Source organism: Microcoleus sp. AT9b-C3 (assembly GCF_036705485.1).
Classification (GTDB): Bacteria; Cyanobacteriota; Cyanobacteriia; order Cyanobacteriales; family Microcoleaceae; genus Microcoleus.
In genome coordinates, this window is sequence record NZ_JAUBUR010000002.1 from 264,049 (window position 1) to 287,517 (window position 23,469).

General features: G+C 44.6%; 19 protein-coding genes. 5 read left to right on the forward strand and 14 right to left on the reverse strand.

Annotated elements, in window-relative coordinates; translation table 11 throughout:
• Positions 1-11: 11 nt before the first annotated feature.
• The 6 genes from remA to QUB77_RS02950 form a co-directional block, all read right to left on the reverse strand.
• On the reverse strand, positions 12-278 hold the full coding sequence (gene remA, locus QUB77_RS02925; RefSeq protein WP_333046047.1) for an extracellular matrix/biofilm regulator RemA: 267 nt from the start codon (positions 276-278) through the stop codon (positions 12-14).
• Positions 279-1,432: 1,154 nt separating this feature from the next.
• Positions 1,433-3,535 (reverse strand): M3 family metallopeptidase, encoded by a 2,103-nt coding sequence (locus QUB77_RS02930; RefSeq protein WP_333172971.1) that lies wholly within the window; start codon positions 3,533-3,535, stop codon positions 1,433-1,435.
• A gap of 207 nt (positions 3,536-3,742) precedes the next feature.
• On the reverse strand, positions 3,743-4,573 hold the full coding sequence (locus QUB77_RS02935; protein WP_333172969.1) for a hypothetical protein: 831 nt from the start codon (positions 4,571-4,573) through the stop codon (positions 3,743-3,745).
• Between the two features lie 979 nt (positions 4,574-5,552).
• The gene (locus QUB77_RS02940) at positions 5,553-5,996 is read right to left on the reverse strand and encodes a hypothetical protein (protein ID WP_333172967.1); all 444 of its coding nucleotides are present in this window, start codon (positions 5,994-5,996) and stop codon (positions 5,553-5,555) included.
• Complete coding sequence (locus tag QUB77_RS02945; RefSeq protein WP_333172965.1) at positions 5,977-6,453, reverse strand: type II toxin-antitoxin system antitoxin SocA domain-containing protein; 477 nt, start codon at positions 6,451-6,453, stop codon at positions 5,977-5,979. The genes QUB77_RS02940 and QUB77_RS02945 overlap by 20 nt, the downstream gene beginning before the upstream one ends.
• A gap of 147 nt (positions 6,454-6,600) precedes the next feature.
• Complete coding sequence (locus QUB77_RS02950; protein WP_333173119.1) at positions 6,601-7,974, reverse strand: NB-ARC domain-containing protein; 1,374 nt, start codon at positions 7,972-7,974, stop codon at positions 6,601-6,603.
• A gap of 261 nt (positions 7,975-8,235) precedes the next feature.
• On the opposite strand from QUB77_RS02950, the gene QUB77_RS02955 reads away from it, so the two are divergent.
• Entirely contained in the window at positions 8,236-11,403 is a 3,168-nt protein-coding gene (locus tag QUB77_RS02955; protein ID WP_333172962.1) for a DEAD/DEAH box helicase, read from the forward strand.
• 138 nt (positions 11,404-11,541) lie between these two features.
• Here the strand turns inward: QUB77_RS02955 and QUB77_RS02960 are convergent, their stop codons facing one another.
• Positions 11,542-11,985 (reverse strand): type II toxin-antitoxin system VapC family toxin, encoded by a 444-nt coding sequence (locus QUB77_RS02960; protein ID WP_333172960.1) that lies wholly within the window; start codon positions 11,983-11,985, stop codon positions 11,542-11,544.
• Entirely contained in the window at positions 11,985-12,248 is a 264-nt protein-coding gene (locus tag QUB77_RS02965; protein ID WP_333172959.1) for a hypothetical protein, read from the reverse strand. Before QUB77_RS02965 ends, QUB77_RS02960 begins: the two co-directional genes overlap by 1 nt.
• A 287-nt stretch (positions 12,249-12,535) precedes the next feature.
• Between QUB77_RS02965 and QUB77_RS02970 the strand changes: the two genes are divergently transcribed.
• Both QUB77_RS02970 and QUB77_RS02975 read left to right on the forward strand, forming a co-directional pair.
• On the forward strand, positions 12,536-12,796 hold the full coding sequence (locus tag QUB77_RS02970; protein ID WP_333172956.1) for a hypothetical protein: 261 nt from the start codon (positions 12,536-12,538) through the stop codon (positions 12,794-12,796).
• 55 nt (positions 12,797-12,851) lie between these two features.
• The gene (locus QUB77_RS02975; protein ID WP_333172953.1) at positions 12,852-13,208 is read left to right on the forward strand and encodes a hypothetical protein; all 357 of its coding nucleotides are present in this window, start codon (positions 12,852-12,854) and stop codon (positions 13,206-13,208) included.
• A gap of 99 nt (positions 13,209-13,307) precedes the next feature.
• Here the strand turns inward: QUB77_RS02975 and QUB77_RS02980 are convergent, their stop codons facing one another.
• From QUB77_RS02980 to QUB77_RS03005, 6 genes are all read right to left on the reverse strand, one after another.
• Complete coding sequence (locus tag QUB77_RS02980; RefSeq protein ID WP_333172951.1) at positions 13,308-13,601, reverse strand: TIGR03792 family protein; 294 nt, start codon at positions 13,599-13,601, stop codon at positions 13,308-13,310.
• Positions 13,602-13,627: 26 nt separating this feature from the next.
• The gene (locus tag QUB77_RS02985) at positions 13,628-15,835 is read right to left on the reverse strand and encodes a PAS domain S-box protein (protein WP_333172949.1); all 2,208 of its coding nucleotides are present in this window, start codon (positions 15,833-15,835) and stop codon (positions 13,628-13,630) included.
• Positions 15,836-16,258: 423 nt separating this feature from the next.
• Positions 16,259-16,444, reverse strand: a complete 186-nt coding sequence (locus QUB77_RS02990) for a hypothetical protein (RefSeq protein WP_333172946.1) — start codon at positions 16,442-16,444, stop codon at positions 16,259-16,261.
• Complete coding sequence (locus QUB77_RS02995) at positions 16,419-17,627, reverse strand: AAA family ATPase (RefSeq protein WP_333172944.1); 1,209 nt, start codon at positions 17,625-17,627, stop codon at positions 16,419-16,421. Before QUB77_RS02995 ends, QUB77_RS02990 begins: the two co-directional genes overlap by 26 nt.
• A 70-nt stretch (positions 17,628-17,697) precedes the next feature.
• Positions 17,698-18,243 carry an RNA 2'-phosphotransferase gene (locus tag QUB77_RS03000; protein ID WP_333172942.1) on the reverse strand — a complete coding sequence of 182 codons (546 nt, stop codon included), beginning with the start codon at positions 18,241-18,243 and terminating at the stop codon, positions 17,698-17,700.
• Between the two features lie 354 nt (positions 18,244-18,597).
• Positions 18,598-19,281, reverse strand: coding sequence for a methyltransferase domain-containing protein (locus QUB77_RS03005; RefSeq protein WP_333172941.1), 684 nt, complete (start codon positions 19,279-19,281; stop codon positions 18,598-18,600).
• 515 nt (positions 19,282-19,796) lie between these two features.
• Between QUB77_RS03005 and QUB77_RS03010 the strand changes: the two genes are divergently transcribed.
• Complete coding sequence (locus tag QUB77_RS03010; RefSeq protein WP_333172938.1) at positions 19,797-22,667, forward strand: diguanylate cyclase domain-containing protein; 2,871 nt, start codon at positions 19,797-19,799, stop codon at positions 22,665-22,667.
• Between the two features lie 146 nt (positions 22,668-22,813).
• Positions 22,814-23,395 (forward strand): Uma2 family endonuclease, encoded by a 582-nt coding sequence (locus QUB77_RS03015; protein WP_333172935.1) that lies wholly within the window; start codon positions 22,814-22,816, stop codon positions 23,393-23,395.
• Positions 23,396-23,469 lie beyond the last annotated feature (74 nt).

Below are 23,469 nucleotides of genomic sequence, written 5' to 3' on the forward strand. Positions count from 1 at the left end.
ACTGAAAAACCTCAATCATCTCGACCTTGACCGTCTTTGCTCACCACAAAACGATTAGCAACCGTTTCCGGTTGAATCGCCGAGAGGATTACGTGACTCGAATCTGTAATAATTACCGCTCTCGTGCGGCGGCCGTAAGTCGCGTCAACCAGTTGTCCCCGCTCCCGCGCATCAGTAATAATCCGCTTAATTGGCGCTGACTCTGGACTGACAATGGCAATCACTCGATTAGCAGACACAATATTACCAAAACCGATATTAATTAATTGAATATCCATGAAAATCTTAATCTATGGGTGAACGACTAACTATCAATCCTTACTTTTTATCATATATACAAATATTTTGTATTACAATCCTAAAATTAATCTCAACTAATTTTTTTAGTTGAGATTAATTTTTTACCCTTTTGACGCCGAGTACCCCGTTCTTTATCAAAAATTTAAAAAAGACTCGGTGTTGCCGCTGTATCTTAAAGATTCGGTAAACTCCTCAATTTTTAGTTGCTAATAAAAGCATTACCTGTATCGAGACAAAAGCCGATAAATGTTGCGAAATATAAAGTTAATTTCCAGGAGAGGGAAACGTAAGTATAATCCGTGATTAATAACAGTAAATATTCCCAAATGCTGGTTTGATGAGCTTTCCAACCTAAACTAAAAGCCGCTGGCGATCCTCTTCGTTGGCGTAGCCCCCGTAGGGGCGGGCTTCGCTAACGCACTTTCGGCCCGATTTTTTACCAAAAGATTGGGGATGATGTGCCAAACTACAGATTTTTATTGCATGATGTTCGACACTAAAATGGGTTTGTAGTGAAAATTTTAGTTTTATTAATACCGATAAAAAAGTGTGGATACAATTATCAATTGTATAACAAATCTGAAAACTTGCAGAGTCTCGCGCCGGACACGGCAGTGCCGTTTCTCTACAGATGGTCGCAGGATTATATGTTGCAATAATTGTGGGAATTAGTAGAAAAATCTGAGCACTTTAGTTTTTACTACAAACATTTTGAAGTCAGCAAAAGTTAGGCATAAAGGGGTTTTACGCATGAGATGAATTCCTGTTGAATTAGAATTATTAAACCGCAGAGGACACAGAGAACACAGAGTCAATCGATTTTAGATTTTAGATTTTAGATTTTAGATGGAAGCCTTGACCCCACAGATAAATTCGGGCGCTTGTTTATCGGATCTACGTTTTTGAGTTTTCCGTAAATAAATTTCTTGGCTTGTATCCTGGATGCTTTCGGTCAGAGAACAGAGAGATGAATAATTCCGATTCTACGTGATTTGATATAAATTATAGCGGTAAGAATTCATGCACACCGCACCCTACACATACAGGATATGTATAAATCTTATTCAACAAAAAACTGGGATTAATGCAGATAAATTCACCCGCATTAATCCCCAGTTATTGCACACTTAAATTAAGCCGCAACTAAACCGCTGTGCCTCAACAAAGCTTTAGTGCTCGGTTCGCGTCCCCGGAAAGTTTTAAACACTTCCATCGGGGGCAAACTGCCGCCCAATCCTAACACTGTATCTCGGAAGCGCCTACCTGTAGAGGCGATCGCACTTTCATCTTCCAAACCCACTTCCTCAAAGGCCGCAAAAGCATCAGCGCTGAGCACTTCCGCCCATTTGTAACTGTAATACCCCGCCGCATACCCGCCCGCAAAAATATGTCCGAAAGCGCACAAAAATGCGTCTTCTTCCAGAGGAGGCAAAACTGTGGTAGTTTTAGCGATACGGTTGCGGACATCGGCCACAGTTTCGCTGCCGCCCGATCGATAGCGGTGGTGCAATTCGATGTCAACGCTGCTAAAATGTACTTGCCTGAGCATGACGCTGCCACTCATGTAGTGGCGGGCTGCTAACAGCTTTTGGTAATAGTGTTCCGGCAAAGTTTCCCCGGTTTCGTAATGCTTTGCCATCCCAAACAAAGTCGCGCGGTCGTAACACCAGTTTTCCATAAATTGACTGGGCAATTCCACCGCATCCCACTCAACATTATTGATGCCCGAAGCCCCCGGATAGTCTACCGTTGTCAGCATATGCTGCAAACCGTGACCGAATTCGTGAAACAAAGTTTCGACTTCCAAGAAAGTCATTAAACTCGGTTTGCCGTCAACCGGAGGACTTTGGTTGCACACCAAATAAGCCACCGGCAACCGTGTTGTTGTCTTTCCGGCTTCCACAAATTTAGCGCGCACCACGCACTCGTCCATCCAAGCACCGCCGCGCTTTTCCTCGGGGCGGCTGTAGGGGTCTAAATAGAAATTGGCGATCGTATTTCCTGCTTCATCATCTATTTGAAAATAGCGCACATCTTTGTGCCACACAGGAGTTTGACCGTCCGCCGCAGTTACTGTCACGCCGAACAGTCGCTTTACTAATCCAAATAACCCCTCTAATACCTGTGGCAAAGCAAAGTAAGGGCGCAATTCTTCGGCACTAAAAGCAAACTTTTCTTCCCTGCGCCGTTCCGACCAAAAACCTACATCCCAGTGCTTCAAATCTCCAGCTTCCGGCGCGCCTTTTTCTGCAGCAAAAGCTTTCAAATCTTCTAAATCTTTGACAGCCGCATCATAACTAGCCTGGCGCAATTCTTCTAACAAAGCTTCCACTGCTGTCACGTCAGGAGCCATTTTGCTCGCCAAGCTCAATTCGGCATAACTACTAAAGCCGAGTAAAGCAGCTTTTTCCTGGCGCTGAGCTAAAATGCGATCGGTCAACGGCCAGTTATTCAATTCTCCGCTACTTGCTTTGCTGATAAAAGCTTTGTACAACTTTTCGCGCAAGTCGCGGCGGGTGCTGTGCTGCATGAAAGGGCCGTAACTCGGAAAGTCTAAAGTAATCCGCCAAGGGCCGTTTTCGGCATCCGCATTTTCTTCGCCCGCGCTGCGAGCGGCTTGAGCTGCTAAACTCAACAAACTCGGCGGCAAACCGTCAATTTCGTCTTTATTTGTGAGGGTGATGCTGAATGCTTTGGTAGCGTCGAGGACGTGATTGGAAAATTGGGTACTAATTTCCGCCAATTCTAATTGAATGGCATTAAAACGCTCTTTTTGTTCGCCTTCTAAACCGACGCCGGAGAGTTGGGCGTCTCGGAGAGCGGCTTCGACAATTCGCTTTTGAGCTGACTCTAAGCTGTCCCAATTTTCGCTGGCCCGCAGCGCTTTAAAAGCTTCATAAAGCGGTTTGCTTTGACTGAGCTTGCTCCAAAATTTTACTACTTCCGGCTGCACTGTTTCGTGAGCCGATCGCAATTCCGGGCTATTTTTCACACCCATCAAATGTCCGACAATGCTCCAGCTCCAATTTAAACGCTCTCCGAGTCGCTGCAATGGTTCTACTAAGCCGCTCCAAGTCGGTTCTACAGACGATTCTAAGTCAGCTAGCGAAGCTTCTAGTTCGGTCAGCAGTTGGGTAACAGCGGGGACTACGTGTTCTGGTTCGATCGCGTCAAATGGAGGCAATCCTTGACCGATTAGTAACGGGTTATCAGCAATAGTTACGGTTGCAGTCATTTAATTTTCTTGTAACAGGTTGAAAACAGGTGAACTAGACAGATTAGCTTTTCATTTTGTAACACAGTTGTCGAAAAATTTGGGTTCGATCGGGCGCGAGTCGGAGAGTCGGAGACTGTCTCAGTGTCCGAAGGGAAAAGTATTCCTTCTGACTGATGACTGATGACTAATTACTAATCACCAATCACTAATGTCAACTGTCAACTGTCAACTATTTTGTGTGTGCTGCAACTCCTTGACAACCGAGATTAAGCGCTTGAGGTGAGGTTTGACAACTTCTTGCTGCTCGTGTTCCAAACGGTGGATTTGAGCTTGGACAATAGACAAATCCGCAGTCGATTGCTGTGCGGGAGCTTGCAGTTGGCTTTGCAAATTGGCCATGACTTTCTGGATTTCCAAAAATCGAGTATTTACTACTTCCCAGTCGTCTCTGGTGATAGAAGTTTCTGCCAAGCCTTGCGTGGCACTTTGCAGTTGCTCTATAGCCTGTTCCACAGCTTGGAGATTCGCCCGTTGGCCAACCGATAAATCTTGCAGTTGTTCGCTCACCTGCTGGCGGACATCGATCACAGCAGACGCCACAATTTCTTGCAAAGAAGCTACCGACTCTCCTAAACTCAGCAACTGCCGCTGAATATCGATAGAATCCTCAAAGCCCTCAGCCCTAGGCATTGCAGCCATTTGCTGGCGCAGCGCGGCAATATCTGCAGACAACTGCCTGCGTAATTTAACAATTACCGTCACGGCCGTTTTTTCGACTTTATTGACAGACTTTTGGACTTGAGCCATTTCCGAATTGTGATGCACCCGCACTTGCTGCTCGAACCGATACCGGTTAGCAACATTCAGTGACAAAGCCAAAGTTAGGGGAGCCACCCCGTAAAAAGCTTGACCCGACACAGCCACCGCCAGGGAACCCACACCAGAGGCCGCCAGAGAGGCGTACTCTGCCATCTCCAGCCAGTGCCTTTGAGGAAAACTTGGTCTCAAGTGGTTTGCAACAGAGGGTTTTGGCTTCCGCACGGCTCTTTGGGTCATAGTATTTGCTCGTTGTGGGTAAGGTTGCGAGACAGGGTGGAGCATCGATTTCTATCCTTATTTTCAGTTATATGTTTTAGATTATTTCTTGGCACTCTTCTATTTTTACCTTTGTGAGTAAGTTAAGGATGACTGCCATATTATTATGTATTTGAGAGCTTGTGACGATCGCGCCCAATTCCGGCTGTGAAAAGGTTCGCCCCAACGCGCCCTCTATTTTACAGGAGTTAGGGTCATCGGGTTCGGGCGATCGACAATAGCTGTCCAGGCTAACTGAAAAATGCCTAAGACTATTTTAGATTTTAGATTTTAGATTTTAGATTAAAAGTTAAAAAAATGCGACCTACTGAGGGCGATCGGGATTTGGAGCTTGTCTGGAGTTGCATTTTTGTTCGCCCATTGGTATAATCTACTCTTTCTCAATTGCCCCTCTCAAATTTACTGCCAAAATTAACCAATGAACTCAGAAAAACCCGGAATTGGCGATCGGCTAAAGTCTATTTTCAGTATCTCCATCTTTATCATTCTCGTACTAGGAGTAGGCTTTTTAAGCCTTAATTTTATATCAGCTCTCTATGCAAAATTTTCTTAAACAGGACTTACGCACGGGGCCCAGAAACCGGGTTTTTTGCGAAAATATTTTGTCGCAGCCACAGATTCGATGAAAAACCCGGTTTCTTTAGTCGGATCAAGGTCAGACACGGCAATGCTCATTGGTGTCAACTTAAGCTGTTAGCCCATCAAGTCCGCCAGTTTACCCGCCAGTCCGCCAGGGAATGAATTCCCTGTCTAATAGCGAAAGTCCTCTTAAGAGGACTAATGAGTTATTCAGTCCTCTTGAGAGGACTTTCGCTTTGAGGCAGGGGTTTCAACCCTTGCCGGACTATGCAATGAACCTGAAGTTGACACCAATCGGCACTGCCGTATCCTGACTTTGGGTAACATTAATTATCCCCACTAATCAATATTTCTAATCATTTCAACTATAAAGATTGTGGTCTGGGTCTAGCCAGACAATATAAAAAACATTTTCACTAAAAAAACCATGCACCCTGCCGTATTCATTAGCAGATATTTGAAACTGGTACGGAATATTTACTAGCTCGTCTTCATTGGGAATCCCAAAGCCATTAGGTTCAGTAGTATTTTTCCAAACTATACCATGACAGCGCAAACTTTTACTCTGATTATTGATAACTTCTTGAGCGTTCAATTGTGACAAATCGCGCAACCTTCTCAATAGAGATGCTAGATACTTAGCATCTCTACCGCCAATTGAAAACTGATATTTGTCATCCTGATAATACCTGAAAGAAAAACTAATTCCTTCCGGTATTTGTATTTTCACAACCTCTCTCGGTGCTGAAGATGGCTGACGACGAATATCTGTATCTTGTCTTTTTTTATGCTTCTTCGATGACACGGGTTTTGTAAAAAATTCTCATTGATTCCTTCGTAATAATAGCATGAGAAGGTTCATCTCTTGGCAACTCACCTCTAGCATTAATCCAAGGGTCTTCACGTCGAACCATCAATTCTAACTCATAAGCGTCCAGGAAAAAATAATCGTCAGCTAACTCGTCTAAAAACTCTTGTACTTCTTCGGGAAAATCTGGTTTTTCGACTTCTTTGAGAATTGGCTTCCAGTCAAATTGTTCTTTGTATTCATAAAATAAAGCCGGGATAGTCGGCCCGTGTACCCAAGCTTCAAAATCTTCATCAAACAGCGGTGTATCTTCAAAAGCTAGATACCATGCTTGGGCGTAGTACAAGAGTTTTTGTAGCTTGTGGTTGCTGAGATAGGAGCCTACGTCATTCGCAAACCAGATGTAGTAATCCGAGAGTTGGGAGGCTGTTGTGACTGTAGTTATTGTGGTCATATAACTCGACTTAATAAGTTTTGTATTCTATGATAGCACAGTCACTACTCTTTAGGATTGGGCGGTTGAAACCGCTCCTACACAAACAAAGTCTGCCTCCGCAGACTAAGAAATAAAAGGTTTATTCACAATGGTGCAATATCTCCGTTACAATCCTTTGATATATTGCTTCAGTACAGGTGACAAAGTGTAAAGACTTGCTTCTTTTTCAATCAAACAGCGCCGTGATAGAGATTGCAATGCGTTTAGCAAATCTGATGATGATATTTGTCCGTTTTGTAGCAATTTGGCGACGTTGACTGGCTGGTTTTCTGTCGCCAACAATGACATAACTTGTTTTTCTAGTTCGGAAGTGCGATCGTACTGCTGCTGTAAAACATCTTTCAAATCTTCCGGCAACAATATGGTATCATCTATTAATAACTCAGTCGCGCCGATTCCCAACTCTTGAATCAGAGTCGCCACGCTTTTTAACCAAAAGGGGTTGCCTTGGTAGCGGTGAATGAGTGCTTCGCAGTTATCAATTTCTGTTAATCCTTTATCTCTGAGGATTTCTCCGGCGGCTGCGGTGTCTAAACCAGTGAGTTGTAAAGTACGAATGGGAGTATTTTCGCTGGTGAGTTGAGGCACTTCTTTCGGTGGTTCCCAACCGACTAGCAGAAAGCAACTTTGATGGGATAATTTTTCTATTTGTTTGAATAAAGAGCGATATTCTTCGTAGTCTGGTTGATATTTTCCCGCCAATTCGCCGCTACAGAAAAGGTTGTGAACGTCATCTAAGACTACTAAACAGCGATGATTTTGCAAATACTTAATCAGCGGTAAACGTTTCTGGTTGGTTGGGGATGAATCTGGGTTTTCTGACTGGGAAAAAAGCTGTGTTAGGTTAGATTTAAATTTATCTATGGTGGGGAATTCGTCTAGTGTGAACCAAGCTGCGTATTCAAACTCGTCTTTGATTTGTTGTAGGAGTTTTACTGCTAGGGATGTTTTGCCGATGCCGCCGATACCGGTGAGGGTGATGAGACGGCAGTTTTGTTGTAGAATCCAGGTTGTGAGGGTTTGGAGTTCGAGGGTGCGATCGTAGAAATTACCCAACTCTGGCATTTCGCTTAAATCTTGATGTAGAGTTTTAGTTGGTTTTGAGTTAGATGTTTCGTCATTATGTGAGTTTGATATATCTGGCGGGTATCTAGCTTCTCCACAAAAATTAATATTCCTAATTTGCACAGAGTCTTGTGCCACATTGGATGAGAATAAGGAGACTTGCAACCTCTCCATTGCCGATCGTAAATTTGATTTACTAACATCTTCTCCCCACTCTTCTGAAAGTATCTCCCATAATTCTGCTCCCACTTTCCGAACGCTACTTTCAGAACAATCAAAGTCTTTGGCTATGTGCTTGTATGTCTCGCGTTGTAGAGTTCCCCGGAGTACCGCTTCTTGTAAATCATCCAGGTGTTGACCCGTTTTCTCGAAGACAATTTTATCCGCGATTTTTAAAGCTTCTTTTAGGTTCATCGGATAAGGGAGAGGTATTTTTTTTGTATTATAGCTCACATTTAAGAACATTTTAATACATTTTTCTACATTTTTGTACAAAACTAGATTAAAGAGAGTGAAAGCCGGGGAAACTTGTTGACAAATTGGAACATTTTTGTGCTAGACAAAAATTTGATTTCCACAAATAATAGGAGAAGTAGCGACTGGTTTGTTGTCATTACCTCAGTAAAATAGGCATTGGGAACTTAGCCATCATCAAAAACTTCACAGGACAGACGGATGACGTATAGGCTGTTTGAAATCCCATCTGAAAGCGGTAATCATGCAGATGTAGTCTGGGCTGATACCCGTAATACCGATCGCAATGCCTATACCCATTTAGCCTATACAATCGAAACAACTGACAGCGAAAACAGCGTACTCGATCGACGAGGTATCCGCTTCAAAAACTTACGCCACTGGAAAAAAATTAAGGAAAAATTCCCTGACTTATTGTTACGTTTCAAGGAAAACCATACATACTATGCAGGTGAAAGCGTCCTCGAAAAAAATGAATTAAAGCATCAGCATCATATTAAAACTGTTCTAAGGTTGGGTGCATTAGAGCTACTAGCAAATATCTATTCTGGGCGAATTACCTCTAGTGACAAAGATCCTTTTCCTCATCAATTAGCATTACAACAGTATGTTAAGAATCATGAGTCTCGCATTAAGCGAATTCTGATCGCCGACGAAGTTGGTTTAGGTAAAACAATTGAAGTAGGCTTAATATTAAGAGATAAACTGATTGCTCAAAAAGAGGATTTGCGTTGTCTTTATCTAACTTCTGGTGGCTTAACAGAAGATGTTAGAAATAAACTACGTAGTGTGATTAAAGATTCGGGTGATGTAAGCATTATTAGTGTTGTCGATTCTTTTAGAGAATATGGCGATAGCATTAGCCAAAACGGTATTCGAATTGCTAGTATGCACGCTGCTAGACGATATCTTCATGATAAGAATAAGAAAGAGCTACCTAAAGGAGTTAAACCAAATATCATCATCATTGATGAATGTCATCACTGTGCGAGCAATGCTAACCTCAATGGGGAATCAGTAGAATCTGCAATTGATACAACACAGGCTTATAAAACCGCATATCAGATGATCGCAGGTAAGTTTTGGCAAGAATCAGAACCACCAGAGCTAGTTATCTTAATGAGTGCTACACCTTTTCGCTCCGCCAATCAATTTACAAATTTATTGCGATTACTGGTACACCAAACAGCTTTTGAAAATGCCTATGCTGACGATATTGGCCAGGAAAAACTTTTACCAGCAATATCAAAAGATGATTCACCCGTAGCAGTCATTTGGCGGCAACAGGATGAGATTCGTAATTGGTCTGACCAGAGATTATTTCCGAAATTAATGATAGTTCGTCCCCACCGCGAAGGTGAGCCAAGTCTCGAAAAAACTGATGAAGAGTATCTGTCAACGCTAGAAAAAATCAAAAGGACAGTACAGCGTATTTATCGAGATCATAGGGGTAGTTTTGGAGGGTTTGCTACTGCACATCTTGAAACACGTTTAACCAGTAGTTCCCTTGCAGGTGCTTGTTGGCTATTTCGTTGGTGTGTCCGCCATCATCCAAAATGGCAAAATGAGCACAAGTATAAGACAGATAACTTCGATGATACTAAACAATTAAGAAAATTAATTCGCGAGATTTCCAAACACCTAGCGAAATTTGATACTGAGAGGGATACAGTTACAGGATATGCCAAAGAGGTTATATTTCCTTCTGACGGTAATTTTTCTTTTAACGCTCAAAAATTACGAGAAGGCAGCATACCTAGGATTTATGAGTTTCAAAAGGAAATACTGGATTGTAAGGTAAAGCTAAAAAGTGATGATGACGATGAAGATGCAGAGTTAGAAGCAACGATAGAGGAAATATTAGAACTGACAGAATTAGCCTTAAACTTGTTGGCATCAGGTAGAAGTGTTGAAAATGCCAAGCTAAACTGGCTAGGAGATATGCTTAAAGCACATCCAGATTCTCGTTTTCTAGTCTTTACTGAGGTATTACAAACTACTGCCATTATTACCGCAACTTTCGATAAACAAAGTCTTGCACTTACTGGGGGGATGAGTGCTGAGCATCGAAAGAATGTAGTTAAGGAATTTTACGATCACAACCAAAAATACCGCATCCTTGTCGCAACTTCTGCGGCGGACGAAGGATTAGATTTTCAAGTAGCCAATAAAGTTGTGCATTGGGATCTCAGTCCCGATCCTGCTGTTTTAATGCAACGTAATGGGAGGGTTGCTCGATTAGGTCAAATTTCTGATGTCACTGCCTACTATCTCATTTTAGAGGGTACATTAGCAGAAAAAAGAGATACAGCCTTACTAAAGCGTCTCGAAACAGCAGGAGTTACAGATCCGCGTATGCAATTGAAAATTTTGGGACAGCTTGATAATAACCAAGAGGGCAAAATTACAAGTGCTATTGAAAATGACAGTGGTGATGAAAAAACTGTAGACCAAATTCTAAAAGTAGCAAAGGAAAACAGTGAGCTCATGGAGACAGAGCTTCGTAAGTTAAATGAACAGCTAGAGCCTCAATGGGCTCTCGATCGCGAGAAGCTACGTAAACGCCTCAGAACTTGGTATAATTTGGAAGTTACTCAATACGATCCTTACAAACCTAGATTAGTTTTTGAATCCAAAGAATGGCAACGTCCTGTTTTTGGAGAAGAGAAAACAGAGATGGAGTCAGCAGTTTCTGAAGTTCTCGTAATCAAGCAGAAAAACAAAAAAGATAAAAAATTTAACTTTGACCCAGAATTTGCTCTTTTTAGCCAAGAAAAAAATCCCAATGGATTAGCAGGGTTGCTGCCTTGGCATCAAAAAGAAAGTGAGGGAACAAAACAACATCAACCTCTTCGTGTTCCTGGAGACAATCCAATTGATCCAATTGGAGACTTAACTCAGTCTCTTGCTAGACAAAGACAAGCAGATTTTATGGCTGTTTCTGCACAAAAGCTCTGCGAACATTTTCCCAATTTTAAAGGCTGCTCTTACTTGCTGTTTGCAACCCATCCATTACGAGAATTGGAGAAAAACAAATCATCAGACTCAGCTAAATACTTGACATACTACACTTTTACAACTGATTTTAGTCAGCCAGTCAATCCCGATGGTGCTTCTGCTATTGAAGTACATGACATGATTACTTTCTTGGAGGCGCAAATTGTTCAAGGTGTAGTCTCTCTATCACCCGAAGTAATCGAGCTGGCAAAATCAGCAGGGCGGGATATCTCTAAATGGGTTCAAGATTCTTTCAGCATGGGTGGTGATGATTTCTTAGATGAAGAGTCAAGTTATTTCGTGCCGATTCCTGTTGCTTTGGTAGCTATTGTTGATCCGATCGCAGAAGTTAAAGAAAATAACATCGCATAACATCGCCCTTTCTTGTTTCTGATGAGCGATCGCCTAAAATGAAAGAGCGATCGCCCCTCGCACCAAATACCCAACACTGCGATGATTGTACCCAGAGCGCTCGCCCATAAAATATTTAAATTCCTCTTGTCAGTTGCATTACGATCGATCCATCTCTGGCATTTCTCCACCCACAGCTACCAACCCCACACCGCAGCGAGTTGCCGCTTCCGCCAAGCGATTATCAAGAGTTGCGATCGGCAATTCCAATCGTAGAGCTAGCTCTAAATAAGCTGCATCATAAGCAGCTAAACCTTCTTGTCTGCCTAATACTATAGTTGACGACAGTGCGCTGCTATCCGTGGCTTCATCAACTTGAATTAAAAGTGATTGTAATAAAGCAATAGCCATCTCAGATTGCTCAGTCGTCATGCGGTTGCGTCGCTCCGCAACTAGGAGAGTATTAGCAACTTCTAGCGACCAAATGCCTGGTACAAATGCTTCGCAATCTGGCATCATCGCGAGTATAGCATTGGCATAATCGTTATCTTCATCGACTAAGCACCAACTGATTGCTACAGAACAATCCAATACAAACTGCATTAAAACCTGCGTCCTTCTTCAATCATGGAACGGATTGAGTTTTTATCCAAGGCAATTTCTTGCCGCAGTTGTAGCATTCTCGCAATTGCTGCTTGAATTGATTTTTTAGTAGTCTGTTTTCCCCAAGCGTTATACTTCGGTTTAATTTCCTCGGATGGTAGAGCCTGTACCACTACTACCACTTCAACAGAAGTATCTTTAAACTCAGTGGGCATTTGGAGAAGCAATATGCCATCAGTTCCAATATGCGAGATCAGTTTCATTGTTTCCATGTCAGACTCCAGAAACTTCGAGCAATTCTAGTTTACCTCAAAACTGTTCACCAAAGCAAATACTAAACAGTGCAATGCTTGCATAGATAGCGATAGCCCTTTCTTGTTTCTGATGACCGATCGCCCTTCACGCATCAAGATCGATCGCCCCTCGCACCAAATACCAAACACTGCGATGATTGTACCAAGATCGATCGCCCGATCGCGCATCAAGAGCGATCGCCATTAAAACGCGAGTTAAAGGCTAAAATAAATGTATGTAATCTTAAACAAGCGATATGCCACTCAGCGAGCTTTTACCCACCGTCGCTCAATTATCTCATCAAGATAAACTACGACTCATTCACTTTCTCCTACTTGCAGTTGCTAAGGAACAAGGATGCACCCTAGAACCTGCTGAAGATACTAATTCAGAAAATGTACTTCTGAATCAACTAGCATCAACCGGTGCAGTTGTATGGTCTCCACAGGCCGATCGGGAATCAGTTCAAGCATTATCAGAACTTCTACTTGCCGCCCAAGAATCAGCTCATGCTTAATAGTCAGCGATTTCCATTTATCGAGCGAATTGATAGCCTGGGGTGATCGAGTATCATGCCATATTTGCCCATCACTCTCTCCAACGGCAGCAAGTCCGTAGAAGTGATGGCATTGTTGGATACGGGTGCAAGTGTCAACGTTTTGCCTTATCAGATTGGTCTACAACTAGGGGCAACATGGGAACAGCAAACTGTTCCTATTCAATTGAGCGGGAATTTGGCTCACAGTGAGGCGCGGGGATTAGTGCTTTCGGGTAAAGTTACTCAGTTTTCACCGCTCTTGCTTGCATTCGCTTGGACTCGTTCCACAGATGCACCTGTAATCCTGGGACACCTCAACTTTTTCTCGGAGTTTAATGTCTGTTTTTTTCGTCACGAGTTAGCTTTTGAGGTTTCCCCAAGGGAAAAATGAATTGTTTAAGCAATATGCGATCGCCCTTTCTTGTTTCTGACAACCGATCGCCCTTCACACCAAATACCAAACACTGCGATGGTTGTACGAGTTGCGAAACTAATGCAAAAACTTGCGAACTTGATATTCGCGACTTTCGGCGATCGCAATTTGCAAATCGCCCATTTGAGCATCCAACTCCTCGATCGTGCTTTGCGGCACCGACTTCCACTTCTCCCTAGTTTCCCAGCGAATCACCATCACCACCTCATTTTCTACCGGATCTACCCAAACTTCTTTGCCTAAAAAACCGTCCCAACTTTTTAGTCCCTCAGTCCAAACTTCCTGATCTCGCTGAATAAACTGCTCCCACTTTTCTTGAGGTACTTTAAATTTGAGCCACTCAATTACCATATTATTTCCTATTTGTAAATAGCTAATTAATCCTTGCAGATCGCAATTTTAATTATCAACTCCGTTCCCTCTCCCGGACGCGAAACACAGTGCAACTTACCGCCGTGCTTTTCTACTAAATGCTGGGATATTGCTAGACCCAAACCAGTGCTCGTGTCTGGACATTTAGTGGTAAACAAAGGGTCAAAGATGCAGTCGAGGACTTCTTCAGTCATCCCAGGGCCATTGTCACTAATGGCAATCGCAACTTCGTTTTCCCCTACCACAGAAGTCCGAATCCGAATTTCGGGATTGAATACTTCAGAGCTCGACCTGCCTGAAGACAAGTAAGGCTGATTTTGAATTTTACCATACTTTTCGGCATTTCTCCCCCCTTCTTCCAAAGCGTCGATCGCATTTGTCAACAAGTGCATGAACACTTGGTTTAAGTGTCCCGCATAGCAGTGAACTCGCGGCAAATCCCCGTACTCTTTAATTAGAGAAATCCCCGGCCGTCCCCCTTTAGCTTGCAGGCGATTTTGCAAGATCAGCAAAGTGCTGTCCAAACCTTCGTGGATATCAGCAGGCTTCATTTGGGCTTCGTCGGTACGCGAGAACAAGCGGAGCGATCGCACGACATCGCGAATCCTTTCCGAACCCACTTTCATTGAATTTAGCAGTTTTGGCAAGTCTTTTTTGATGAAGTCTAAGTCTAATTCTTCCATCAAATCTTGAATTTCCGGCACGGGACGGGGATAATGCTTTTGGTAAAGGTCGATCGCTCGCAGCAGTTCTTGAATGTAGCCGGTGGCGTGACTGACATTGCCGGAAATAAAACTAACTGGATTGTTTATTTCGTGCGCTATTCCTGCTACCAACTGCCCCAGAGATGACATTTTTTCTGTTTGAATCAGTTGAGTTTGAGCTCGCTGCAAAATTAACAGTGTCTCCTCTAATCTAGCCGCTTGTTGTCGCAGGCGTTCTTCTGATTCTTGCAAAGCTAAAAGAGACTGTTTGCTTTCTGTAATATCCAATCCCACAAATACCGCCGCCGTACTATTCTGGTATTTTTGAGCGACAATTAGATAAGTTTTATTTTCTCCTCTGATGCTCGCTGTTACTTCTTGAGATGTCTTCTTTTTATGGTTGGCAAAGAAATCGTATACTAAATCGTTAAATTTGGGACTTGTATCTAAAAAACCTACTTTTTGACCGATAAATAGTTCGGCCGGCATTTTGTAAGCGCTAGCTAAATGTCGGTTTACTCCCAAATAGCGCAAATCGGAACTTACCCAAGAAACTAATCCGGGTACGGCGTCCAAAACGGCTTGAAGTTGCTCTTTTGCCTCTACGAGTGCTGATTCTGCTGCAAGGCGAGCGGAAATGTCGCGGGCGATCGCACAGCGGTATTCGCAGCCGCCGTATTCTAAATAATTGACTTTAACTTCGACGGAAAAACGGGCGCCATCTTTGGTTTTGTAACTGGTTTCAAAAGTGAGGTTGGTTTGCTGCTTCAGTTGAACCCAGTGTTCTCGCCAACCCGATGCTGGCAACTGCGAATCGATGTCGCTAACCCTCATGTTTAGCAGTTCCGATTCCGAGTAGCCGAAAAGATGGCAAGCGGCTTTGTTGGCGTAGCAAATTTGACCGTCTGATGTACTAAAAAATATTGTATCAGCAGCATTTTCGAGGGCAATTTGAGTTAGTTTTGGTATGGTTTCTAACTGCTTGCTTTTGACCTCGGACTGAAATTTATTAGAGCAATTGGTTTGAGCGGGAGCCTCACCTATCTTAGATGCAAACAACATCAAACCGCCGATCGCACCTTCGTTATTTTTCCAAGGCTGAAATACCCATCTTACCGACTCGCTGACAGAGCCGCTTGCGATTTTTCCTGATACAGATGCGATCGATCGCCCTGCCACAAACTCGCTGTATTCCAAAACTCCCGTCAAACAAGCCTGGGCATTTTGCTTCCAATATTCCGGGAGATTCGGGAACAGTTCCCAATGAGAGCGGCCGATCGCCTCCCCGTCGCCCAACCCGCAATCTGTTTCCCAGCGACGGGAAACCGACAGATAGCGCATTTCACAATCTACCATTGCCACGGCCTCGGCGGAGCGCTCCACAAACCGCCGAAATCTGTCTTTACTCTCCGACACGGCTGCCTCTGCGGGTTGTTGGGCGATAGGGACATTCCCGTCAACGTACCTTCCCAGTCCCTGACTTTTTTGCTGAACTGGCTTAGTTTGCACGGTTTGGGATTTCCTCCATAGCTGTCAAGTTTGAAAAACTCTGTTTGAGACCAAAAATGCTGTTTTCCCCTGATTTGCTCTCTCGGACAATACCCTTAGAGGGTATCACCCATCATTGATATCATTTTTGATGGGGATATGTCTATAGGCATTAGTGTCAACTTAAGGCTAAAGGTAGTGCCCGCCTGCTGTTTGACCATTAGGCATATATCGCGCCGGCGCCCCCGGAAGAGTCGGAGGAGACTGGAGTTATCTCTTGCCTGCTCCGACTCTTCCGGGCCGCAACATGGCAGCGACACTAGGCAAAAAACGAGAGAGACAAAGGGTTTTAGACGATTGGTGACACCAATGGTATATAGGTACTCAAGAAATGTTCCCCCACACTGTGAGAGTCAGAAGATTTCCTGATGATGGTTCGGTATTTTAGACAAGTTCCCAAAAGAATGCAACTGTCGGGCCGCGCTCCAAACCTTGAGCTTCATCAGTCATTCCCAATTCTTTAATTGAAAATTCCACATCAAACATGGTATGAGATTGTGTAGTCAGTGCGATCGCCAGATAGCTTGAGAATGCAAGAGAGCGCTCAAACAAATTTGTGCGTAAATTCACTGGTAAAATCCACTCTTCCTTTCCGTAACATTGCAGGATCTAATCTTTCAGTGGTGTTGCAAGTCATCAAAACTACGAGTTTTTGCTGAAATTGAATGCCGTGTTCGTCAATGACGCTTTGATACAAAGTTCCATCCAGCAAACTCAAAATGTGTTCAGTTTTGTTAGTGCGTTGGGCTTCTGCGGTCGATCGATCTTGAGCCAAATTATCAGCCTCGTTGATAATAATACAAATCCGCTCTAAATAACTCGGAGGCACAAAATTTTCCACAGCATCGTGGTCTAAGATAAAAATCACATAACCCAGCGGCACTAAAATTTCCTTTGCTACCGCTTGCGTCCAAGCCGTTTTGCCCGTCCCCGGTTCGCCACTAACCAAAACAGCCAACTGATTTTGATCTAAAATTGCCTGCTGAACTGTATCGGTAAAACTTTGAACCTCCGCAGAAAAAGTGCGAATTGGGAACTGGCTGTGAACCTGTCCGACGCGGCTTTTGTACCCGCCCAGAATCACCGCTAAATTATAAGTTGCCTTGCTAACGAGCGGCGCAATATCTTGGCAAATCAGAGTGTAGCAGCGTCTTCCCCTGTCGTAGCTGTCTATTTGCAGCCAGCAGCCGAATCGCGCCCAAGAAGCATAAACAGTACCCAAAACTTCCAAGCGTTCCCAGCTAATAAATCGCTCCGGGGGATAAGAAAAATGTCGCTCCATAAAAGACTGGGTAATCGCATCCGGTTTCCCTAGCAAAGCCAGAACTTTGAAAACAGTAATCTCTTGGAGTTTGTTGAGAACGTAGTCGATGGGAATGCTAGCGCGGCTGACCAATTGCACCACAGGCGTTTCGGTAACTAAAACGTCTTTGTAGCGGTAATCCGGGTAAACTGGCTGGGGAGTAATGTAATCCCAAAATTCATCAATTTCGTAGCGAGTATTTTCCGAGAATACATTTAAAATATTTGCCCACCACGTATATTGATGCCGTCCCATTGCGTCGGCAATGTCGCTAGCGGCGCCTAAAGTTTTTTGAGCTAGTTCTAAGGGATCGCTAGACGCTAAATGTACCAGGTGTTCCCAATCAAATTGACGGTAAAAAGGTCGCCAACCAGAGCCTAGCAGACCTCTATTTGGAGAATTGTTTTGATAAAAATTGTTGGCGCGATCACCCATATCTTCCGCACTCATTTTGCAAAAATCCTACTTACTCTTATTTTACAGTTTTCGTGGTACACATTCTACAAACCAGTGAAAATTCTCAACTTATGTTGAGATAAGCGGACGGCACAAAATCTACTAACCAAACTTTGTTTGCCGAGCAGTAAAATGTATGACCGTCGCGTTGCATTGCTGCGGCATTTACAGTAAAGACTGCCGGGATGCCATGTCTTGTACCTACTTGGCGCGCCGTCTGGATATTCACGGACAAATGAACATGATGCCGCGACATTTTCCTAATTCCTTGACTGAGAATAGACTCGACGGCAGTGCTACCTGTTCCGTGATATAAAATATCTGGGGGAACAGCGGGTTCTAACTGCAAGTCAACCTCTACGCTGTGTCCTTGGTTAGCACGAATTAGAGTGCCTGTGGAGTCAAATGAAAAGCGCTGCTTGTCGTTTTGCGCCACTACTTTTTTGAGGTCTGCAAGCTGAACCGGAAAGTTATTTTTTTGGCACGCATAGAGGAGTTCGCTAACAGGAACCCAGCCACCTGGAGCGAGTTCGATGCCGATGCGCGAGGGCGCGTGACGCAGATGTCGGCTGAGATATCGGCTGATTTTCACTAATCGAGAACCGTTCATAATTTTACTTTATTTATTGAGCTTTTAAATCACATTTAACAAAATGTCAGAAGCGAGTTATATCGTTTAGTGGGGGCGGGTTTATTGAATCTGTTGGTACTGCCAGAGAACGGTTGAGTGAACCCGCCCCGGAGCGGTTTGTTGAAAATCTGGACTAAGGCTAAAAGATAGTTTGACGCGCGAATTATAGCGGTAATGTGCGCATTGCGCACCCTACATATAGAGGCTCTGCGCAAGTCCTGTTTGTCTTTTGACGCGCGAATTATAGCGGTAATGTGCGCAATGGGCACCCTACATATAGAGGCTTTGCGCAAGTCTTGTTTGTCTTTTGATAATTATCAAAAACTCTGCCTTCTACCTGGGGATAACTCCGCCAAAAATAGCAAAATTTAGATAGCGCCAGTGACATCCAGCGTCGGCAAAACCAGATTCTGCAAGCCACTTTGTCTGCTCTTCCACAGAGGAGGGAATATCTTCTTCTCGATATTTTTTAAACCAGGCTGCATCGTCTTCTCCGTTAGCTTTCATGTACTGCCGCCACAACTGTTCGTATTGCTCAGTCAGCCGGGGAGTAGCACCTGTCACAATATCTCGAATTAGCAAGAGCCCCCCTGGATTCATCGAGTGGAAAAGTTTGTGAAATAGCTGTTGTTTGCCTGCGCTGTCGAGGTGGTGGATTGCCAAGCCTGAAACTACCAAATCGTAACCGCTGCCGAAATCATCTTCGGCAAAGTTTCCTTGCTGCAAGGTCAGCCGTTCTCGGAAAGCGGACAAGTTAGTTTGGCAAGTTTTGAGCATATTTTGGGCCATGTCAAAGGCTAGGACTTTTGCTTGAGGAAATGCTTGCAGAATCATAGCCGAGAGTATGCCAGTTCCCGCGCCTAAATCCAGAACTTTTATGTTACCATTAGTTTCAGAAGGGATTAACTGCAATATTACATCGTGTTGCTCGCGATAACGCGGAATGAGGCGGGGAATTAAGCCGTCATAATCAAATGCTCTTTGTTCAAATTGCTCGCGTACAGCGTCTAAATTCACAGAAAATTTTCCTCAAATTGTTAATAGTTGAGTGCGCCAATGCAGTCGGGCGGTTCTCTTATCTCAATGTATATTACATATATAATACAAATAATCTACAGACCTGTCAAGATGTAGAATAAAATAATTTAAAAGAAGTTACGGACGATCGCCAGACAGGGACTTTGTGCGCCCAAACCCGCCCGTGATTTGGGAACTGTCTAGCACTGCACATATATCTCCTTCAGTGGAGATGAGACAGAATGCCACAGACGCGAAAGCCAGCCGAAGACGAGACTTTGTGCCAGATACTAGGACTAATTGTGAGAAAAAAGTTGACGGTTATGATACCCGTTTCAAACAAAAATGCAACTGTCGCTGTGTGATCCACACCATAAATTTCTCAGTGATTCCCCCTAGTAAAATATAAAAGATAAAAGATTAAAAAAAATGAGCTAGCAGCCGATAATAGGCGAGATATGAAAAAATCAGTCCTCAGATTGACAAACTTTAGCCAACTATAAACAAAAATTGAGGTGACTCCCGATTGGAAGTGGTACCTGCCAATTTTTCAGGAAGATGAAGAGATACAAAATATTACACCCGCCGGCGCGGGAAAGAAAATTGTGATAATGAATCAGGATGCGAGTAGATTAGGTGTCAGCCGTCAGGGGAAAATAGAAGCAATGGAAATCCAACAACGGAGTAAGGATAAGCCCGATCGCCAGCAACAAAACGCGCCCGATCGGCTCGATCAATTTTATACGACAAAAGAACTAGATTCGTCGCTACAAGAATGTTTAGATTTTAAAATAGCGATCGACCGATCGGCACTTGCGGTGAGGACTGACGCGCGAGGAATTATCAACTATGTCAGCGATCAACTTTGCTGCATCTCCAACTATTCCCGCGCTGAACTAATCGGCCGCCACTTTGGCATCCTCCATTCGGAATATAAATCTTCGGAATTAATTAAAAATTTGCTGTCAACTGTTGCCAAAGGTGAAGTTTGGCAAGGAGACATTCAAAATAAAGCCAAGAATGGAACTGATTATTGGGTGTACGCCGCAGTAGTTCCGCTGTTGGAGTGTAAGGGAAAACCCTGTCAGTATTTGGCGATCGGATTCGACATCACCGATCGCAAAGCCGTTGAAGCAGCCCAAGCCGAAGCCAACCGGGCAAAAGACGAATTTCTGGCGATCGCCTCCCACGAACTGCGATCGCCCCTGAGTGCGATTTTGGGATGGGCGCAGGTAGCTCGATCTCGCAATTTCAACGAAGCCACCACCAGCCGCGCTTTGGAAATCATCGAGCGCAACGCCAAATTACAAAACCGTCAAATAGACAATCTCCTCGACCTGTCGCGGTTGCTGCGAGGGAAAGTGTGCCTGAACATCGGCCCAGTTCACCTCCCGTCTATCATAGAATCTGCGATCGACACCCTCCGTCCCACCGCCGATGCCAAAAACCTCCGCGTAGAAAAACATTTCGACCCCGCCGTCAGCTATGTTTTAGCAGATGCAGAACGCTTGCAGCAAGTAGTCTGGAACCTGCTGGCCAACGCCATCAAATTCACCCCAGAATCCACACCATACCCAGTTCAAGTGCGGATTGAGCCTAGTCCGTCCGGCGTCTTGATTCGGGTCAGCGACAGCGGTTGCGGCATCGATCCCAAATTTCTGCCGCACATCTTTAACTACTTCCGCCCCGCAGACAACTTCCAGACGAAAGAACAGCATCGCCTTGGCCTGGGGCTCTCAATTGTGCAGCAGTTGGTGGAACTGCACGGGGGAAGTGTTTGGGCTTCGAGTCCCGGTATCGATCAGGGGGCGACCTTTGGGGTGCTGCTACCGATTGCCAACAAAAATGCACCCGACGCTCGCACTGCTGCGATCGCCCAAAGTGAAAGCAGACCCGGATCGGTTTCCAAACCCCTAGCGGGAAAGCAAGTCCTGGTGGTGGAAAGCAGCGCCGAGATCCGGAAATTTCTCAAAACTGGCCTGGAAGCATTTGGAGCCAAGGTAACAGCGGTGGGTAGCGCCTGCGAAGCGATGGCCGAGTTGCAACAGTCGCGCCCCGACGTGTTGGTGAGCGATATGACGGTATCGGGAGCCGACGGCTGCGATTTGATCCGCCGCATCAGAGCAATGGAAATTTCCGAGCACAGGGAACTGCTGCCGGCCGTGGCGCTGACGGGAGGCATCCAGGAAGAAGATTCGGCCGAAGCGCTGGAGGCGGGGTTTCAGAGGCATTTGTCGAAGCCGGTGGAAGCGAATCAGTTGGTCAGTGCGATCGCCCAATTGGCTGGACTGACTGGATTCGGCTCTGGAGAGTGGGGTTCGGGAAATGTCCGGGCGATCGCACCCCAGGCAGTGCTACCGGAACCTAACAGTTTTGACGACCAAAATCATCTGGAACAATTAACAAGTGACAGCCGAGAATTACCGCTGTTGCTGGTAGTAGAAGACAACAATTTTCTGCTAGCTTACCTCCAAACTTTATTGAGTCCGTACTATCGAGTCGCCGTGGCGATGGACGGGGTTGAAGGTTTAGAAAAAGCCAAAAGTTTGCAGCCAAATTTGATTGTGAGCGACCAAATCATGCCCAGACAAAACGGACTGGATTTGCTCAAGGAGATTCGGAACACGCCAGAATTGAAATCTACTCCGGTAATCTTTTTGACAGCTCGATCGGGGATGGAAGCTCGGATCGAAAGTTTGGATGCGGGTGCTGACGATTATATTTCAAAGCCTTTTGACGAGAGGGAATTGCTCGCGAGGGTGAGAAATTTGTTGCGATCGCACTCAGCCGAACAGCAGTTGGCTGAGCTCAACCGTCAGTTGCAGCAGCAGAAACAGCAGTTAGAAACAGTGAATCGAGCCTTGCAGTATTTGGCAAATTACGACAGTTTGACTGAGGTAAGAAACCGCCACTCTTTTAATGAATACCTCGATACGGAATGGCGGCGTTTGGCGAGGGAAGAAGCACCGCTGTCTTTGATTATGTGCGACATTGATTATTTCAAACTTTACAACGACACTTACGGTCACCAAGCGGGCGATGAATGTTTGCGGCAAGTGGCGGCGGTGATCCAGCATTCGTTAAAGCGAGCTGCAGATTTAGTAGCGCGTTACGGTGGAGAAGAATTTGTAGTAGTTTTGCCGAATACGGATATTGAAGGTGCCACTTGCGTAGCTGAAATGATCGCACGACAGGTGCGGGGTTTGCACATACCTCATGCTAAGTCTGCTGTCAGCGAATATGTGACGCTGAGTTTGGGTGTAGCTTGCTGCATTCCGGCGCCGATGTCGCAGCCGGGGGCGCTAATTGCGATCGCCGACGAGTCGCTTTATCGGGCGAAAGAAGCAGGGCGCGATCGGGTTTCGGTTGCCGCATTTGAAGGATAATATAATAGTTTAATAAAATTGTATGGTGTGTCAGAGATCGCTCGTTTCGATTTAAACAGATTTTTTGGATCGGACGCACCATACCAATGTGCTTGCAAAATTGTGCGAATTAAAATTGCTATAAAATAGTTAAATGAGGTCGTGCCATGACAGCAACATTAGACAAACCAAAAGACCAGCGCCTAATCCATTCCGGGATTGATTGGGAACAATTCAAGCTAATCGAGCAGGGGTTTTCTGATTCCCCCGGTATCCGACTTTTTTATTTCAAAGGTGAAGTAGAAGTCTTGGCAGTTTCGCAAGAACATGAAGTCTTCAGCGGTGTGATTGCCCTGTTGCTGGGTACGTATTTTGTAGAAAAAGAAATCGATTTTACGCCCACAGGAAGCTTTACCCAGGAAAAAGAAGGAAAAGCCTCCGCACAAGCAGACCAATCTTACTTAATTGGCAAAGCATCGGGAGGCATTGCAGACCTCTCGATCGAAGTTGTATATACTAGCGGCAACGAAAGCAAGTTGAATCGTTACCAAGCCTTGGGAGTCCCTGAAGTTTGGTTTGGGGAGGATGGAGTATTTGGGCTGTATCATTTGCGATCGCACGGATATGAAAAAATTGACCAAAGCGAAGTTCTGCCCGGTTTAGACATCAACCTACTGTCTCGCTGCTTGCTGATGGCTTCTAGGGTTGAAGCAGTTAAGGAGTTTCGGCGCGGGATTACTGCGGTATAGAGAAAAAGTGGAATTTGGTTTGTGGTTCTTGACAGCCGTGTATTACAAATGTAGTATAAAGTTGCGGTAAAAAA